The organism is Stenotrophomonas sp. STEN009 (assembly GCF_056760395.1).
Window position 1 is genome coordinate 35,134 of the sequence record NZ_JBRRES010000020.1, and the last position, 18,545, is coordinate 53,678.

8 protein-coding genes are annotated in these 18,545 nt (G+C 67.6%); 6 read left to right on the forward strand and 2 right to left on the reverse strand.

Going from position 1 to position 18,545, the window contains the following annotated elements; translation table 11 throughout:
• Positions 1-87 precede the first annotated feature (87 nt).
• Positions 88-969 carry a LysR substrate-binding domain-containing protein gene (locus ACVOMM_RS11065; RefSeq protein ID WP_164151820.1) on the reverse strand — a complete coding sequence of 294 codons (882 nt, stop codon included), beginning with the start codon at positions 967-969 and terminating at the stop codon, positions 88-90.
• A 92-nt stretch (positions 970-1,061) separates the two neighbouring features.
• Here ACVOMM_RS11065 and ACVOMM_RS11070 point away from each other — a divergent pair, with 92 nt between their 5' ends.
• The 6 genes from ACVOMM_RS11070 (at position 1,062) to ACVOMM_RS11095 (ending at position 17,613) form a co-directional block, all read left to right on the forward strand.
• Positions 1,062-1,766 (forward strand): ankyrin repeat domain-containing protein, encoded by a 705-nt coding sequence (locus ACVOMM_RS11070; protein ID WP_263174620.1) that lies wholly within the window; start codon positions 1,062-1,064, stop codon positions 1,764-1,766.
• Between the two features lie 51 nt (positions 1,767-1,817).
• A complete protein-coding gene (locus ACVOMM_RS11075) occupies positions 1,818-3,284 on the forward strand; it encodes an amidohydrolase family protein (RefSeq protein ID WP_481526246.1) in 1,467 nt (488 codons plus the stop codon).
• A 591-nt stretch (positions 3,285-3,875) separates the two neighbouring features.
• Positions 3,876-13,010, forward strand: coding sequence for an Ig-like domain-containing protein (locus tag ACVOMM_RS11080; protein ID WP_481526247.1), 9,135 nt, complete (start codon positions 3,876-3,878; stop codon positions 13,008-13,010).
• A 104-nt stretch (positions 13,011-13,114) separates the two neighbouring features.
• Complete coding sequence (locus ACVOMM_RS11085) at positions 13,115-14,284, forward strand: TolC family protein (protein ID WP_319637168.1); 1,170 nt, start codon at positions 13,115-13,117, stop codon at positions 14,282-14,284.
• Positions 14,265-16,430, forward strand: coding sequence for a type I secretion system permease/ATPase (locus ACVOMM_RS11090; RefSeq protein ID WP_481526248.1), 2,166 nt, complete (start codon positions 14,265-14,267; stop codon positions 16,428-16,430). The genes ACVOMM_RS11085 and ACVOMM_RS11090 overlap by 20 nt, the downstream gene beginning before the upstream one ends.
• Complete coding sequence (locus ACVOMM_RS11095) at positions 16,423-17,613, forward strand: beta-barrel domain-containing protein (RefSeq protein ID WP_005414746.1); 1,191 nt, start codon at positions 16,423-16,425, stop codon at positions 17,611-17,613. Before ACVOMM_RS11090 ends, ACVOMM_RS11095 begins: the two co-directional genes overlap by 8 nt.
• Here ACVOMM_RS11095 and ACVOMM_RS11100 read toward each other — a convergent pair.
• Positions 17,594-18,541 carry a LysR family transcriptional regulator gene (locus ACVOMM_RS11100; protein ID WP_065182966.1) on the reverse strand — a complete coding sequence of 316 codons (948 nt, stop codon included), beginning with the start codon at positions 18,539-18,541 and terminating at the stop codon, positions 17,594-17,596. The two genes, ACVOMM_RS11095 and ACVOMM_RS11100, sit on opposite strands and share 20 nt — an antisense overlap.
• Positions 18,542-18,545: the final 4 nt, after the last annotated feature.

An 18,545-nucleotide genomic window follows, 5' to 3' on the forward strand; every position in this document is an offset into this window, starting at 1 on the left:
TGTCTATGGTACCCGTTCAGCGCTGTGTACGGCGCACCCGCCGCGCCCCTGCTCCCGGCGGTTCCCGGCGGTATTCATCGAACGGGCTCATACCGGCTCGCGCTGCACCTGCTGCCACAGCTCGCTGGCCAGCGCACGCACGGCATCATCGGCGTCGCCACGGTGCAGCAGCCCGATCTCGTAGTTGTCGATCACCGGCAGGTTCCGTTCGCCGTCGATGATGCGGTGTCCGCGGCCCACTGCCCGGCGCGGCAGCAGGCTGATGCCGATGCCATCGGCAACCGCGCCCTGGATGCCGCTGAGCGATGAACTGGTGAAGGCGATGCGCCAGCGCAGGCCGAGTGCTTCGACCGCCTGGATCATTTCGTCGCGGTACAGTCCGCGCGGCGGGAAGGTCACCAGCGGCAGGGGCTCCTGCAGCAGGCAGCCGCTGCGCAGGCTGTCGATCCAGTGCATGGGTTCACGCCGGCAATGCACGGCCTGGCGGCTGTTGCGGCGCTGCTTGACCAGGACCAGATCCAGTTCGCCATGATCGAAGCCATGGGCCAGATCGCGGCTGAGGCCGCTGCTGATCTCCAGCTTCACCTGCGGATGGCGGCGGCTGAAAGCGGCCAGCATGCGCGTGGTCTGCGCGTTGACGAAGTCCTCGGGCACACCGATGCGGACCGCTGTTTCGACCGTGGCGCCCGCCAACGCCTGTGCCATTTCCTCGTTCAGGTCGAGCATGCGCCGGGCATAGCCCAGCAGCGTGTGGCCGGCGTCGGTGGGCTGCACATCGCGATGGCCACGCTCGAGCAGGCGATGACCGGCCAGGTCTTCCAGACGACGCACCTTCTGGCTGACCGTGGACTGGGTCGAGTGCAGGCGGGTGGCCGCAGTGGTGAAGCTGCCGCAGTCGGCCACCATCACCAGGGCCCGCAGCAGGTCCAGTTCGAACAGTGACCTATTCGATTTTGAACTTTCTTGCATTTGAACATTTCATTTCTGGATACCCGTGGCGACTTCTACCATGCGGCCAAGGCACCGGCAACGTCCGGCCGACTGATTCCGGAGGGTTCATCATGTACCTGCAACACCGCTGCCTGCGCTGGGCTGCGCCCTCACGGCGCGCGCTTCTGCTGTGCCTGCTGGCCGTGGCATTTCCGGCCTGTGCCGCAGACCCGTCCGGCCAAGCCGACGTGCGGTTGCGGGAGGCCGCCAGCCGCGGCGATGCCGGAGCGGTGCGCCAGGCACTGGCCGATGGCGCGGCCTTGGAAGCGCGCGACGCACAGGGCCGCACCGCGCTGCTGCTGGCGACCCATGGCAACCGCGTGGACGCGGCGCGCGTGCTGATCGAGGCGGGAGCCGATGTCAACGCCAAGGACAGGCTGCAGGACAGTGCTTATCTGTACGCCGGTGCGCGCGGACTGGACGGGATCCTGGCCTTGACCCTGAGCCATGGTGCCGACCTGCGCAGCACCAACCGTTATGGCGGCACCGCCCTGATTCCCGCCGCCGAGCGTGGCCACGTCACCACGGTGCGCATGCTGCTGCGTGCGGGCGTGGCAGTGGACCACGTCAATCGACTGCAGTGGACGGCGCTGCTGGAGGCGATCCTGCTCGGCGACGGAGGGCCGCGCCACACGCAGATCGTGCAGCTGCTGCTCGAAGCGGGCGCCGATCCTGAGCTGGCCGACGGCGAGGGCGTGACGCCGCTGGCTCATGCGCGCCAGCGCGGATTCGCCGCGATCGAAACCCTGCTGCGCCAGCATGGCGCGACACGCTGATATCTGCTCCTTCCATTCCGCACGCTGGCCGTGCCTACCAGGATGTTGTCCATGTTCTGTTTCCGCCCGTTGTCCCTTGCTGTGCTGTTCGCCTGCGCACCGCTGTCCGCTGCTGCAGCCGAACGTGCCGATCTGCTGATCCGCAATGCCACCGTGGTCGATGTGGAGCACGCCCGCACCCTGCCGGGGCAGAGCGTGGTGATCCGCGGCGAGACGATTGTTGCGGTCGGCCCTGACGCAGGGCTGGAGGGCCAGTGGCGCGCGGACCGGCAGCTGGATGCGCAGGGGAAGTACCTGATTCCGGGACTGTGGGACATGCATGTGCACTTCGGTGGAGGCCCTGCGCTGATCGAAGAGAACAAGGCACTGCTGCCGCTGTACGTCGCCCATGGCATCACCACCGTGCGCGACTGTTCGGGTGATCTGCCGCAGCAGGTGCTGCAGTGGCGTGGCGAGATCGCCGCCGGCACACTGTTCGGTCCACGCCTGCTCAGCTCCGGCGCCAAGATCGAAGGCATCAAGCCGGTCTGGAAGGGGACGATCGAAGTCGGCAGCCGTGCCGATGCCGATCAGGCGATCACGCGCCTGCAGCGCGACAAGGTCGACTTCGTCAAGATCACGGACAGTACGCTGACACCGGAACTTTTCCTGTACTCGGCCGCCGCCGCGCGCAAGGCAGGATTCAGGGCATCGGGCCATATCCCAATGGCACTGACCGTGGAGCAGGCGGTCGATGCTGGCCTGGCGTCGATCGAACACCTGGACTATGCGTTCAAGGCGGGCAGCAGGGATGAGGCGCGGATTGCAGCCGATTTCGGCGCCGGGCGTATCGATCGTGCGGAAGCCAACCGGCAGCTGGATGCCAGTTTCGACCGTGACACCGCGATGCGCGCGTATCGTGATTTCGCCCGTCGAGGCGTGTTCGTGACGCCCACACTCAACGGCGGACGCATTCTCGACTTCCTCGACCAGGACGATCATGCCCACGATCCCTATCTGGCCTACATCGGCCCAGGCCTGCGTGCCACCTACCAGTGGCGCGTGGAGCGCGCGGCCAAGGCCACGCCGGCACAGATCCAGGCGCGGCATGCGCAGTACCGGCAGGTGGCCGCGGTGCTGCCGATGCTTCAGGAAGCGGGTGTGACGATCATTGCAGGCACCGACGCCGGCTTCCTCAATTCGTTCAACTATCCCGGGATCGGACTGCACCAGGAACTGCAGCTGTTCGTGCAGGAAGGGCTGACACCGCCCCAGGCCCTGTCAGCGGCCACGCGGTCCGGCCCGGCCTGGTTCGGGCAGATGGATCGCTACGGCAGCGTGACCACGGGCAAGGCCGCGGACCTGGTACTGCTCACCGCCAATCCGCTGCAGGACATCGCCGCGACCGGGAAGATCGACAGCGTGATCCTGCGCGGCCACGTGCATGATCGTGCAGCGCTGGACAAGATGCTGGCCGACACCCGCGCGCGCGTGGCCGCGTGGAACGATGAAGCAGACAAGGCCCGATCAGCGGACTGAACGCAGTCATCGTTGTAGTGATGAGGGGAACGGGGGAGTCGCCACGCGCTGCTGCGGGCACTCCCGACCGTTCCTTCGTTCGTTTTGCGCTGCGCAAAACGAGCCTGAAGCTTCAATTGGGATCGCATTTTTTCCCCCTGAAAACGGGTGTTCCAGCGTAATGACGTGCCAACTGCGTCACAGAGCTTTCAACGACCTGCGCGATGAAGGCCGCATGCACGCGATCTGCATGGAACGTTCACTTCGACGCGGTGTATACCCTCCCGCAGCGGACGGGGAGCAATGGCCGACGTCCGACGGCCCTGACCGCGTCGCTGAACGCGCGTCGGCGATTCCAGACAAGAGGATTGTCGTTCATGCATCTGCATCTCGCGCCCACGCTGTAGCGCTGCATCGCACCACGACCGGGCGCGTCGCATCGCTGCATCCGGTCGCCTGAAGATTCCGAAGCACGTATCCGGCAGCAGGCGTTTTGCCCGTTGGCGGTGGCTTCGCGCGAAAACATATCCATTCCGTGCCGCCGTGCCAGCGTGATCGCTGTGCGTGACGTCGTTGTGCGCATGGCGGTGCGCCTGTAGAGAGGAATGTCCCATGGCCATCCGCGTCAAGGTTGTCCCGGCAAGCGAATCGATCAGCTCCGATACCGCCGCCACCACCGTCCTCAATGATGTCGTGACGCTGCAGCAGAGCAGCAACGTCGCACTGGACATCGATCCAGACCAGGTCGCCGGCTACGTGAAGGACGGCCAGGATCTCGTGGTGCAGCTGAAGACCGGCGAGAACGTCCGCATCGTCAACTTCTATGCTGAAGGACAATCGCCCAGCCATCTGTTCCTGGTGGATGACAAGAAGCTCGTGGCCGTCGATCTGCCGGCGGTGGCCAGCGATGGGCCGTTGGCGGCCAGCTATCTGCCGCAGGAGACGCTGGCTGGGTTCGAGTCGCTGACTGCAGCGGGCGCGGGCGCAGGCAGTGGCATCAGCGGCGCGATGGTGCTGGGCGGGCTGGCCGCGGTCGGCGCAGCGGTGGCGTTGGCCGACAGCGGCGGCGGTGGTGGTGGCGGATCGGCGAATCCACCGCAGAATCCCCCGGTACCCGATACCACGCCGCCGGCCGCACCCACCGGGCTGGCATTCAGTGCAGACGGCCGGACGCTTACCGGCAGCGGTGAAGTCGGTGCCACGGTGCGCGTCGATACCAATGGTGACGGGCAGCCTGATGCGACCGGAACGGTGGGTGCCGATGGGCGATTCAGTGTCACCCTGTCGCCGCCGTTGACCAACGGCGAGAGCGTCAGCGTGACGCTGGTCGATGCCGCCGGCAACGTGAGCGGACCGGGGCAGGCGACGGCCCCCGATACGACACCGCCTGCAGCGGCCAGCAACGTGGTGGTGGCTGACGACGGCAGCAGCATCAGCGGCAGCGGTGAGCCGGGAGCAACGGTGGGCGTGGATACCGATGGCGATGGCCAGCCCGATGCCACCGTGGTGATCGGCGGCGACGGCCAGTTCACGGTGCCACTGGATCCACCGCTGACCCAAGGCGAGACGATCAGCGTGGTAGTGACCGATCCGGCCGGCAACAGCAGTCCGCCGGTCACGGTGCAGGCGCCCGACTATCCCGACGCGCCGCTGGTGAATGCCAGCAATGGCAGTGTGATTTCCGGAACGGCGGGCGCGGGCCTGACCATCCTGCTTACGGATGGCGATGGCAATCCGGTCGGCCAGACGGTAGCGGATGCGAGCGGCAACTGGAGCTTCACGCCGCCTGCGGCGCTTGCTGATGGAACCGTGGTCACTGCCGTGGCCCAGAATGCGGCCGGCAATACCAGCCCCGCCACGTCGATCACCATCGATGGCGTTGCGCCTGCCGCACCGGTCATCGATCCAAGCAACGGCACGACGATCAGCGGTACCGCCGAGGCCGGCAGCACGGTGACCCTCACCGACGGCAATGGCAACCCGATCGGCCAGGTCACCGCCGATGGCGATGGCCACTGGAGTTTCACCCCGGGCACGCCGTTGCCGGACGGCACGGTGGTGAATGCCACCGCAACCGATCCGGCCGGCAACACCAGCGGCCAGGGAAGCATCACGGTCGATGCGGTCGCGCCGTCCACGCCTACCGTGGAGCCCAGCAATGGCGGCACGCTCACGGGCACCGCCGAGCCCGGAAGCACGGTGGTGCTGACCGACGGCAACGGCAATCCGATTGCGGAAGTCGCCGTCGATGGCAGCGGCAACTGGAGCTATACCCCCGGCACGCCGCTGCCCGATGGCACGGTGGTCACGGTGGTTGCCCAGGATGCCTCAGGCAACAGCAGCCCGCCGGCAACGGTCACCGTGGATTCGCAGCCGCCTACCGCGCCCATACTCGAGGCCAGCAACGGCACCACGCTCAGCGGAACCGCCGAGCCCGGCAGCACGGTCACCTTGACCGATGGCAACGGTAATCCGATCGGGCAGGTCACCGCCGACGGCAATGGTGACTGGAGCTTCACCCCGGCCACGCCGCTTCCGAACGGCACCGTGGTCAACGCCAGTGCCACGGACGCCACCGGCAACACCGGCCCCGGCGCCAGCATCATCGTTGACGCGGTCGCTCCGGCCGCCCCGGTCGTCCTTCCCAGCAACGGCACGAGCATCAGCGGTACCGCCGAGCCCGGCAGTACCGTGACGCTGACTGACGGCAGCGGCACTGCGATAGGCCAGACCACCACTGACGGCAACGGCAACTGGAGCTTCACCCCGGCCACGCCACTGCCGGACGGTACCGTGATCAATGCCACCGCCACCGACGCGGCAGGCAACACCGGCGGGCAGGGCGGCACCACGGTGGATGCGGTGCCACCGGCCGCGCCTGTGCTGAACCTGAGCAACGGCAGCGCAGTCACGGGTACCGCCGAGCCTGGCAGCAGGGTGATCCTCACCGATGGCAATGGTGATCCGATTGCCAGCGTAACGGTGGATGGAAGCGGCAACTGGAGCTACACGCCCGCCACGCCGCTGCCCAACGGGACGGTGGTCAACGCCGTGGCAGTGGATGGCTCCGGCAACGCCAGCGTCGGCAGCAGCGTCACCATCGACTCGCAGGCGCCGTCGGCGCCCGTGCTCGACGTCAGCAATGGCACCCTGATCGTTGGCACTGCCGAGCCGGGAAGCACGGTGACGCTCACCGACGGCAATGGCAATCTCATTGCGCAGGTCACCGCCGATGGCTTTGGCGACTGGACCTTCACTCCGGCGACGCCGCTTCCTGATGGCACCGTGATCAACGCCACGGCCACCGATGCCACCGGCAACACCAGTGCGCCTTCGTCGATCACGGTCGATGCCGTCGCACCTGCCGCACCCGTGGTCAACCCGAGCAATGGCATCACGCTCACTGGCACGGCCGAGCCGGGCAGTGTCGTCACGTTGATCGATGGCAGCGGTAATCCCTTCGGTCAGGCCCCGGTCGACAGCAACGGCAACTGGTCGTTCCCGCTCGCTACGCCGCTGCCCGATGGCAGCGTCGTCAGCGCGACCGCCACCGATGCCTCTGGCAATACCAGCGGCGCGACCAGCATCACCGTGGACGCGCTGCCACCGGTGACGCCGGTGCTGAATCCCAGCAACGGCAACACGGTCAGCGGTACCGCCGAGCCCAACAGCACGATCATCCTCACTGATGGCAACGGTGGTCTGATCGCGGAGGTCACCGTCGATGGCAGCGGCAACTGGAGCTACACGCCGCCCACCCCGGTGCCCGATGGCACCGTCGTCACGGCCGTGGCGGTGGACGCGGCAGGCAATACCAGTCCGCCGTCCACCGTCTCTGTCGATGCCAGTGCGCCGCCGGCGCCGGTCATCGATCCCAGCAACGGCACCACCGTCAGTGGTACTGCCGAAGCTGGCAGCACGGTCATCCTGACCGACGGCAGCGGCAATCCGATTGGCCAGGTCACCGCCGACGGCAGTGGCAACTGGAGCTTCACTCCCGGCACGCCGCTGCCGGACGGGACGGTGATCGTGGCGACCGCCACCGATGCCACCGGCAATACCGGCCCGCAGGCGGCCATCACCGTCGATGCGCTGCCGCCGCCGGCCCCTGTGGTCGACCCGAGCAATGGCACGACGATCACCGGCACCGCCGAGGCCGGCGCCACGGTGATCCTCACCGATGGCAGTGGCAACCCGATCGGGCAGACCACCGCCGACGGCAGTGGCAACTGGAGCTTCACCCCGGCCACGGCACTGCCTGACGGCACGGTGGTCAACGCGGTCGCGCAGGATGCGGCCGGCAACACCGGCCCGCAGGGCAGCACCACGGTCGATGCGGTGGCGCCGCCAACGCCGGTCGTCAATGCCAGCAATGGCAACGTCCTCACCGGTACCGCCGAACCGAACAGCACCGTGACGCTGACCGACGGCGACGGCAATCCGATCGGGCAGGCCACTGTCGATGGCAGTGGCAACTGGAGCTTCAGCCCCGCCACGCCGCTGCCCGATGGCACGGTGGTCAACGTCACCGCGACCGATGCCGCAGGCAACACCAGCGCACCGGCAAGCACCACCGTCGACAGCTCGCTGCCCTCGATTCCGCTGATCGATCCCAGCAACGGTTCGGTGATCAGCGGTACTGCAGATCCGGGCAATACGGTCATCATCACCGATGGCAGCGGCAACCCGATCGGCCAGGTCACGGCTGATGGCAGTGGCAACTGGTCGTTCACCCCGGGCGTACCGCTGCCCGATGGGACCGTGGTCAACGTGATCGCGCGCAGTCCTTCGGGTGTCGACAGTGCGCCGGCGGCCATCACCATCGATGGCGTTGCGCCGCCGGCGCCCGTGATCGATCCCAGCAATGGGGTCGAGATCAGTGGCACTGCAGAAGCCAATGCAGTCATCGTGCTGACCGACGGCAGCGGCACTCCGATCGGGCAGACCACGGCCGATGGCAGCGGCAACTGGAGCTTCACCCCGGCCACGCCATTGCCCGACGGCACGGTGGTCAACGCCATCGCGACGGACCCGGCCGGCAACAGCAGTGGCCCGGCCAGCATCACCGTGGATGCGGTGGCACCGTCGGCACCGATCATCAACGCCAGCAACGGTGTGGTGATCAGCGGCACCGCCGAAGCCGGTGCGATAGTGATTCTCACCGATGGCAACGGCAACCCGATCGGGCAGACCACGGCCGATGGCAGCGGCAACTGGAGCTTCACCCCCGCCACAGCGCTGCCGGACGGAACGGTGATCACTGCGGTCGCCCAGGATGCGGCGGGCAACACCAGTGGCCCGGCAAGCACCACGGTGGACGCGGTCGCACCGCCGGCACCGGTGATCGACCCGAGCAACGGCAGTGTGGTAAGCGGTACGGCAGAAGCGGGTGCCACGGTGATCCTCACCGATGGCAGCGGCAACCCGATCGGGCAGACCACGGCCGATGGCAGTGGCAACTGGAGCTTCACTCCGGCCACGCCATTGCCCGATGGCACGGTGGTCAACGCCATCGCGACGGACCCGGCCGGCAACAGCAGCGGCCCCGCCAGTACCACCGTCGATGCGGTGGCGCCGCCGGCGCCGGTGATCAACGCCAGCAACGGTGCGGTGATCAGCGGTACCGCCGAAGCCGGCGCGACGGTGGTCCTGACCGATGGCAATGGCGATCCGATCGGGCAGACCACCGCCGATGGCAGTGGCAACTGGTCGTTCACGCCCGGCACGCCGCTGCCCGATGGCACCGTGATCACGGCGGTGGCCCAGGATGCGGCAGGCAACGCGAGTGGCCCGGCCACGACCACCGTGGATACGGTGGCGCCGCCGGCGCCGGTGCTCGACCCGAGCAACGGCAGTGTGGTGAGCGGTACAGCCGAAGCCGGTGCCACAGTGATCCTGACCGATGGCAGCGGCAACCCGATCGGCCAGACCACCGCCGATGGCGCCGGCAACTGGAGCTACACGCCGGCTACACCGTTGCCGAATGGCACGGTGATCACTGCGGTGGCACAGGATGCGGCGGGCAACGGCAGCGGCCCGGCCAGTACCACGGTCGATTCGGTCGCGCCGCCGGCACCGACGATCGACGCGAGCAACGGCAGCGTCATCAGCGGCACCGCCGAAGCCGGTGCGACAGTGATCCTCACTGACGGCAACGGTATTCCGATTGGGCAGACCATCGCCGATGGCAGTGGCAACTGGTCGTTCACGCCCGGCACGCCTCTGCCCGATGGCACCGTCATCAATGCACTGGCGCGCGACGCGGCCGGCAACAACAGCAGCCCGGTCAGCACGACCGTCGATGCGGTCGCGCCCTCGGCGCCGACGCTCGATGCCAGCAACGGCACGGTGATCACCGGCACCGTCGAGCCCGGCGTGAAGGTGATCCTGACCGACGGCAACGGTGATCCCATCGGCGAAGCCATCGCCGATGGCAGCGGCAACTGGAGCTTCACCCCGGCTACGCCGCTGCCCGACGGCACCGTGATCAATGCCATCGCGCAGGATGCGGCGGGCAACAACAGCGGCCCGGCCACCACCACGGTGGATGCGGTGGCGCCGCCGGCCCCGGTGATCGACCCGAGCAACGGCAGCGTCATCAGCGGTACGGCTGAAGCCGGCGCCACGGTGATCCTCACCGATGGCAATGGCGCTCCGATCGGGCAGACCACCGCCGATGGCAGTGGCAACTGGAGCTTCACTCCCGGTGCGCCGCTGCCCGATGGCACCGTGATCAACGCGGTGGCGCAGGATGCGGCGGGCAATAGCAGTGGCCCGGCCACCACCACGGTGGACGCTGTGGCGCCGCCGGCCCCGGTGATCGACCCGAGCAATGGCAGCGTCATCAGCGGCACCGCTGAAGCCGGCGCCACGGTGATCCTCACCGATGGCAGTGGCAACCCGATCGGGCAGGCTATCGCCGATGGCAGCGGCAACTGGAGCTTCACCCCTGGAGCGCCGCTGCCCGATGGCACCGTGATCAACGCGGTGGCGCAGGATGCGGCAGGCAATAGCAGCGGCCCGGCCACCACCACGGTGGACGCGGTGGCGCCGCCGGCACCGGTGATCGACCCGAGCAACGGCAGTGTCATCAGCGGTACGGCTGAAGCCGGCGCCACGGTGATCCTCACCGATGGCAATGGCGATCCGATCGGGCAAGCTATCGCCGATGGCAGTGGCAACTGGAGCTTCACCCCTGGAGCGCCGCTGCCCGACGGCACCGTGATCAACGCGGTGGCGCAGGATACGGCGGGCAATAGCAGCGGCCCGGCCACCACCACGGTGGATGCGGTGCCGCCGCCGGCCCCGGTGATCGACCCGAGCAACGGCAGCGTCATCACTGGCACCGCTGAAGCCGGTGCAACAGTGATCCTGACCGATGGCAACGGCGATCCCATCGGCCAAACCACCGCCGATGGCAGCGGCAACTGGAGCTTCACTCCCGGTGCGCCGCTGCCCGATGGCACCGTGATCAACGCGGTGGCGCAGGATCCCGCAGGCAATAGCAGCGGTCCGGCCACCACCGCGGTGGATGCGGTGGCGCCGCCGGCCCCGGTGATCGATCCGAGCAACGGCAGCGTCATCACTGGCACCGCTGAAGCCGGTGCAACAGTGATCCTCACCGATGGCAACGGCGATCCCATCGGCGAAACCACCGCCGATGGCAGCGGCAACTGGAGCTTCACCCCTGGAGCGCCGCTGCCCGATGGCACCGTGATCAACGCGGTGGCCCAGGATGCGGCGGGCAATAGCAGCGGCCCGGCCACCACCACGGTGGACGCGGTGGCGCCGCCGGCACCGGTGATCGACCCGAGCAACGGCAGTGTCATGACTGGCACGGCCGAAGCGGGTGCCACGGTGATCCTCACCGATGGCAACGGCGATCCGATCGGGCAGGCTATCGCCGATGGCAGCGGCAACTGGAGCTTCACTCCTGGAGCGCCGCTGCCCGATGGCACCGTGATCAACGCGGTGGCCCAGGATGCGGCGGGCAACAACAGCGGCCCGGCCACCACCACGGTGGACGCCGTGGCGCCGCCGGCGCCGCTGCTCAGCGTGAGTGCTGACGGTACGCTGCTGAGCGGCACGGCCGAGCCCAACAGCCAGGTCCGGATTGTGGTCAATGGAGACACCGCGAATCCGATCACCGTCAATGTGGATGGCAGCGGCAACTTCAGCCTGCCGTTCGCACCACCGTTGATTGCCGGCGAGCTGATCTCTGCGGTGGCGATCGATCTGGCGGGCAATACCAGCGGTCCGGCGACGATCAATGCCCCCGATCTTGCGCCACCGGACATCAGCGTGCCGGAGGCCGCCGACACGTGGATCAATGCTGCGGAAATCGGCGACGGCATCCAGGTCGACGTGACCGTTCGCCCGACGATGCAGGTCGGGCAGGTCATCACCGTCAGGTTCGCGGGCCAGAACGGCTACGAGGCCGATGTCAGCCACACCCTGACCGCTGCGGACATCGCGGCCGGTTCGGTGACCGTGACCTTGACGCCGCCCGCTGGCATGGGGCCGTTCCCGGAAGGCGCATCGACCATCACCGCCGAAGTCGCCGGTGGCACCGCATCGGCGCCGGAAGCCTTCACCATCGATACGGTTCCACCCGCAACCCCGGTGCTGTCGCTGGTCGGCAATCTGCTGACCATTTCCGCCGAACCCGGCACCGAGTTGACGGTCACGCTGACGGTAGGAGGTGTGACGGCCACGGCGACGGTCACCGCCGACAACAGTGGCCTGGCGTCGCTGAACCTGCTCACCGATCTGGATATCGACTTCACCTGGGACCAGCTGCTCAACGCACAGGTGTCGGTCGTGGGCAGTGATCCGGCTGGCAATCCGAGCAACGTGGCCAGCATCGGCATCGGCACCAGCATCGAACAGCCGGTCACCATCGGCAACTTCGGGGTGGACGTCAGCCTCAATCCTCTCAGTCCGCGCTTTGGCTTCAGTGGCACCACCGAGCCGGATTCGAGCGTTGTGATCCGGGTGATCACGCCCGCGCTGAACGTCGAGCTGCTGCCGATCCAGGCCGATTCCTCCGGCAACTTCTCGCTGAACCTGCTCAGTCCGACCATCCTCAGCCAGCTCGGGTTGAACATCACCGATATCCTCAACCTTGGGTCGCAGATATCCTTCAATCTGGTATCTACCGATTCCAACGGCAACGACAGCGCTGCCTACGGCGTCACGCTGAGTCCGAACGGCCTGTCGTTGAACATCGGTCAGATCGATGTCAACGGTACATCCGGGAATGACGTACTGTCCGGCGCCAACGGCAGTTCCGAGCACATCAACGGCGGCGATGGCAGCGATCTGATCTTCAACGTCGGCAGCGGCGATCACGTGGTCGCCGGCAACGGCGACGACGCGATCCAGATCACCGCCACCAACTTCGTCAGCATCGATGGCGGGGCTGGATTCGACACCCTGATCCTGGCCAATGGGATCGACCTGGACTACAACTCGGCCGGTGTGGGCACGCTCAGCAACATCGAGCGCATCGATCTGGGCACGGGAGATTCGGGCAGCGTGCTCACCCTCACTGCGGCGGAAGTGGCGGCGATCACCGATGGCAACGACACGCTGCAGATCACCGGCGAGAGCAACGATGTGCTGAACGTCATCGGTGCGGTCAACACCGGAACCACCCAGTTGATCAATGGTGTGACCTACGACGTGTACACCTTTGGCAGCACCACGCTGCTGGTGGAGGACAACTCGGTGCAGGTGGTGGCCTGATGCCGCAACGGCGGAGCCGAAGGCGGTGGGCAGGAGGAGCGTTCGCACTCCTCCTGCTGTGCGGCCTGCCGGCGGGGGCCAGTGCGATGAGTGTGGAGCAGGCTGTGCAGACCGGACTGGCGATCCATCCCCGGGTGCGTGCGGCGCTGAGCGAAGCGGAACGGGCAGGCACCGACGTGAAAATCGCACGGGGGGGCTACTTTCCCGCACTGCAGGTCTCTGGCGGACCGCAGGCCGGACACATGTCCGAAATGGTGTACGACGTCACGCTGTCGCAGATGCTGTTCGACTGGGGCCGGACGCGCAGCCAGGTCGAGGCCGCCAGTGCGACCCAGCGCCGCTATCTGGCAGCGCTGGAGGTCGCCCGGGACGACGCGGCGCTGGATATCATCGAGACCTACCTGGACGTGCTGGTCGCCCGCGAAAGAGTGGTGGCCGTGCGTGACTTCCTGCAGCGGATCGAGGGCGTCCGCGGCATGGCCCGCGACCGCAGCGGCAGCGGCTACGCCGACCGCACCGAGCTGGATCGCGCGCAGCTGGAGTTCGCGCGCGGCCAGGACCAGCTGGCGTTCGAGGAAGGCGCGTTGCGCGATGCCAACAACCAGCTGGCCCTGCTGCTGGGCCGGGATCCTGGCCCGCTGCAGGCGCCGGACCTGCCTGCCGGACGGCGGGCGTGGCAGCGTGACGGCCTGGATGCAGCAATCGAGGCCGCGCCGCTGCTGCGGGAATCGCGCGAGGATGCCGCGGCAGCCGAGGCGGAGCTGGCCGAATCGCGCGCGGCATTGAAGCCACAGCTCAACGTGGAGGCATCGGCGCTGCGCCGCGAGATCGGCGGGCAGATGGAGAACGATTCGGTGGTTTCGCTGCGCCTGCGCATGGATGTCCTGCGCGGCTTCAGCAATTTCCAGCGGCCGGCGGCGGCCCGGCAGCGACTGGAGGCGGCGCAGTGGAGTGCCGACGCCACCCGCCGTGATCTGCGGCGCAAGATGCGCACCTTGTTCGACAACGCCGATGCGCTGGTACTGCGTGAGCAGGCGCTGCAGCAACAGGTGGAGGAGTCCACGCACGTCGGCGGCCTGTATCACGACCAGTTCCAGGTCGGACGCCGCGACATCATCGATCTGCTCAGCGTGCAGCGCGAGCGGATGGAGGCCGAACGCCAGCTGGCAACTCTGCGCATGGAGCGGGTCCGTATCGATTATCGCGCTGCCGCCCAGATCGGGCAGCTGGGTGAGTTGCTTGGAGGGAGGACGCATGCAGACGCCGCGCATTGAATCGACTACCACCGGCAGCGGCAACACGCCGCGCGACCCGCTGCAGGATGGCCTGCTGCTGCTGTGCGAGCGGCTGGGCCGGCCACTGGGTGCTGCCGAGCTGGTTGACGGCATTGCTCTGGAGCAGGGGCGGCTGCCATTGCAGCGGGTGCCACGCGCGCTGCGGCGGGCGGACCTGAACGCGCGCGTGGAGGCCTTCGAGCTGACCGACATCGACGCCTATCTGCTGCCGGTCCTGCTGCTGCTGAACAATGGGAACACGCTGTTGTTGACGGCGATCAGCGATGACCAGGCGCAGGTGGAGGTGCCACAGGCCGAGGGTGGCACACAGGCCATGCCGCTGCAGGCACTGCAGGCGCTGTACAGTGGTACGGCAGTGTTCGCCAAACCGCGCTTCCGCTCGGATGGCCGGGTCGGCGATTTCGCCGCGGGCCGGGGCGAGCACTGGTTCTACGGGCCACTGCGTCAGCTGTGGCGCTCCTATGTCGAGGTGGGGGCCGCCGCATTCGTGGCCAACCTGCTGGCCATCGCGACGGCGATATTCGCCATGCAGGTCTATGACCGGGTGGTGCCGGTGGCAGCGTTCGACACGCTGTGGGTGCTGGCCAGTGGCGTTGCCCTGGCGGTCATCATCGAAGGGGTGCTGCGCGTCCTGCGCGGGCAGCTGCTGCATGTGCTCGGCAAGCGCATGGACCTGCAGCTGGGAACGCTGCTGTTCGCCCGCGTGCTCGGTACCCGGATCAACGCCAAGCCGGCGTCGATGGGGGCATTCAGTACGCAGGTGCGCGAGTTTGAGGGCGTGCGTGATTTCTTCACCTCGTCCACCGCTGCGCTGCTCAGCGACCTGCCGTTCGTGTTCGTGTTCCTGCTGCTGATCGCGCTGATCGGTGGGCATGTGGTCTGGGTGCCGGTGGTGGCCTGTGTCCTGATGGTGCTGCCGGGCGTGCTCGCGCAGCGCCGGCTGGGTGAGCTGTCGCGGCAGAATCTGCGCGAAGGGGCGATGAAGAACAGCGTGCTGCTGGAGGCCTTTGAACACCTGGAATCAGTAAAGGCCACGCGTGCCGAAGGCCGCAGCCTGAAGCACTGGGAAAGCCTGACGGCGCAGCTGGCGGGAACGGCGTTGAAGACAAGTACGCTCACCGCCAGCCTCAGCCATGGCGCGGCCGTGGTGCAGCAGCTTGCGTATGTGGGTGTGGTTGCCTTCGGTGTCTACCGCATCAATGACGGTGCGATGACCGTGGGCGCACTGGTGGCGTGCTCGATCCTGTCATCGCGGGCGATCGCGCCGCTGGCGCAGGTTGCGGCGGTGCTGGGGCGCTGGCAGCACACCCGCGTCGCCATGGAGGGGCTGGACCAGTTGATGGGCGCCGAGCAGGAGCGCCCACAGGGTGCCCGCTTCGTGCACCGGCCGCGCCTGCAGGGTGCCTACCAGCTGCACGATGTCCGCCTGGCGCTGGGCGAAGGGCCGTGGGTGGTCGACGTGCATGCGCTGTCCATCGCACCTGGGCAGCGGGTGGCGCTGCTGGGCGGCAACGGTGCGGGCAAGTCCAGCCTGCTGCGCGTGCTGTCCGGACTGGTGACGCCGCAGCAGGGACGCCTGTTGCTGGACGACGTGGCGCTGGCACAGATCGATCCCGGTGACCGTGCACGCAACATTGGTTATCTGCCGCAGGACGTGGCGCTGTTCCATGGCAGCCTGCGCGACAACCTCAATCTGGAAGGTGCCGCCTGGCGGGATGATGAGCTGCTGGAGGCGCTGGATGCGGTGGGCATGGGGCCTTTCGTGCGCGGCAATCCGTTGGGGCTGGACCAGCTGGTGATGGGCAACGGCAGCCTGTCCGGTGGCCAGCGCCAGGCCATCGGCCTGGCCCGGGTGATCCTGCAGGATCCGCCTGTCGTGCTGCTGGATGAGCCCACCGCCGCCTTCGACCAGCAGAGCGAGACCCATGTCATCCAGTTCCTGCAGCGTTGGCTCGGCCAGCGCACGCTGGTACTGACCACCCACAAGCGCAGCATGCTGGCCCTCGTCGAGCGTGCCGTGGTGATGCGCAACGGCAGGATCATCATGGACGGCCCATTGGAGCAGGTGGTGCAGGGCAACCAGGTGCAGCCGATCGCCGCGGTCGCAGGAGGACATCATGGTTGAGCGGCAGAAGCGTTCGCAGCGACTGCGGCGCGAGCTTGCGGATCCACTGCTGGCGTCCACGCATCCCGTGTACCGACCGCTGTTGTGGGTGCTGCTGGCGACGGTGGCCATCGCCGTGGGCTGGGCCGCGCTTGCGCAGCTGGACCAGGTGACCCGTGGCGAGGGCAGGGTGGTGCCGTACAGCCGCATGCAGAAGATCCAGAGCCTGGAAGGCGGCATCCTCGATCGCCTGCTGGTGAAGGAGGGAGACCTGGTCGAAGTGGGCCAGCCGCTGGTGCGGCTGGAGGAAACCCACTTCCGCACCAACTACGAGGAATCGGCCAACCAGTCGCAGGTGCTGCGGGCCGCAATCGCGCGACTGGATGCGGAGGTGCTGGGCAAAGGTGCCATCGAGTTCCCGGACGACATTCCAGCCGGGAGCGCGCTGGCACGTTCGGAGCGGGAGCTGTACCAGTCCCGCCGTGCGACATTGCAGCAGAGTTCGGCAGCCATCGGCCAGCAGCTGTCGATCGCGCGCGACCAGCTGCGGATCGTGCGGCCGCTGGTCGCGCGCAACGCCGTCAGCCAGATGGAAGAGTTGAAGCTGACCCAGGAAATCGCCACGTTGACCGGCAAGCTCAGCGAGTTGCGCAACACCTATTTCCAGGAAGCCTATACCGAACGCTCCAAGCTGAAGGCGGAGTTGTCCGCACTGGAGCCGATCGTTCACCAGCGGCAGGACCAGCTGCGGCGCACCGAGATCCTGTCGCCCGTGCGTGGGCGGGTCAACACGGTGCTGATCAATACCCGCGGTGGCGTGATTCCTCCCGGCGAGCCGATCATGGAGGTGATTCCGGTGGAGGAACGGCTGCTGGTGGAAGCCCGCGTCAAGCCGCGCGACGTCGCGTTCCTGGTGCCGGGCATGCCGGCCAAGGTCAAGATCACCGCCTATGACTACACCATCTACGGCGAACTCAGCGGCACCGTCGAGCAGATCAGTGCCGATACCATCGAGGAGGATACGCCGCGGGGCAAGGAATCGTTCTACCAGGTGCTGATCCGCACCGATGGCAGCCAGCTGCGGCGGCACGGCGAGGCCCTGCCGATCATTCCCGGCATGGTGGCGGATGTGGACATCCTGACCGGCAAGCGCAGCGTCCTGAACTACCTGCTGCGACCGTTGATCAAGGCGCGGTTGAACTGAGACCGGGAGTCGGCCGCATGCCATGCAGCTGCGGCAGGGCGGCCTTCATCGCATCGATGAAGGCGCGCAGCCGCGCCGGCTGCTGGCGCGCGGCAGGAAACACCACATGCACCGGCAGGGGCGGCGCTTCCCAGCCCGGCAACAACTGGACCAGGCGGCCGTGCGCCAGATCCTCGGCGACCAGCCAGGCCGATACCACCGCCGCACCCAGGCCCGCACGCGCCGCCTGCTGGACCACGAACAGGTTGTCACTGAGCAGGCGCGGCGTGATCGACAGTGTGTGCGGACGCCCGCGTGCGTCGTACAGCAGCAGGCGTTCGCGGTAGTAGGTGACGAGGGAGATCCAGGGCAATGCCTGCGCCTGTGCAGCGGTGGTCACCGCATCGGGATCGACCAGCGAAGGCGCGGCGACCACGATGCGTGGGACTTCGGCCAGCGGCAGCGCGACCATGCGTGGCTCGTCCACCGGGCCGACCCGCACCGCACAGTCGACGCCCTCGGCAATGAAGTCCGGGCGCCGGTCTTCGAGGATCCACTCCAGGCTCAACTGTGGATGCCGGGCGAGGAAGGCGAGCATGGTCGGCAGCAGCTGTGCCTGTCCAAACGCATGCGGCACCATCACACGCAGGCGCCCACGCAGCACGTCGGGTTGTCCCTGCAGTTCGGCCTGGAGCGTTTCCCATTCTTCCACCACCCGCTGCGCGTGCCGCTGGCAGCGCATGCCCTCCTCGGTCAGCTGCAGACCATGCGTGGACCGGTGCAGCAGTCGCAGGCCCAGTTGCCGTTCCAGTGCCTGCAGGCGGCGGCTCACGGTGGGCTGGGTGGTACCCAGCTGCACGGCGGCGGCAGACAGGCTGCCGGCGTCGACGATGCGCAGGAAGGTGCGCAGCAGGTCGAGCCGGTCGGCGCCCGGGGCCATGTCCATCATACGC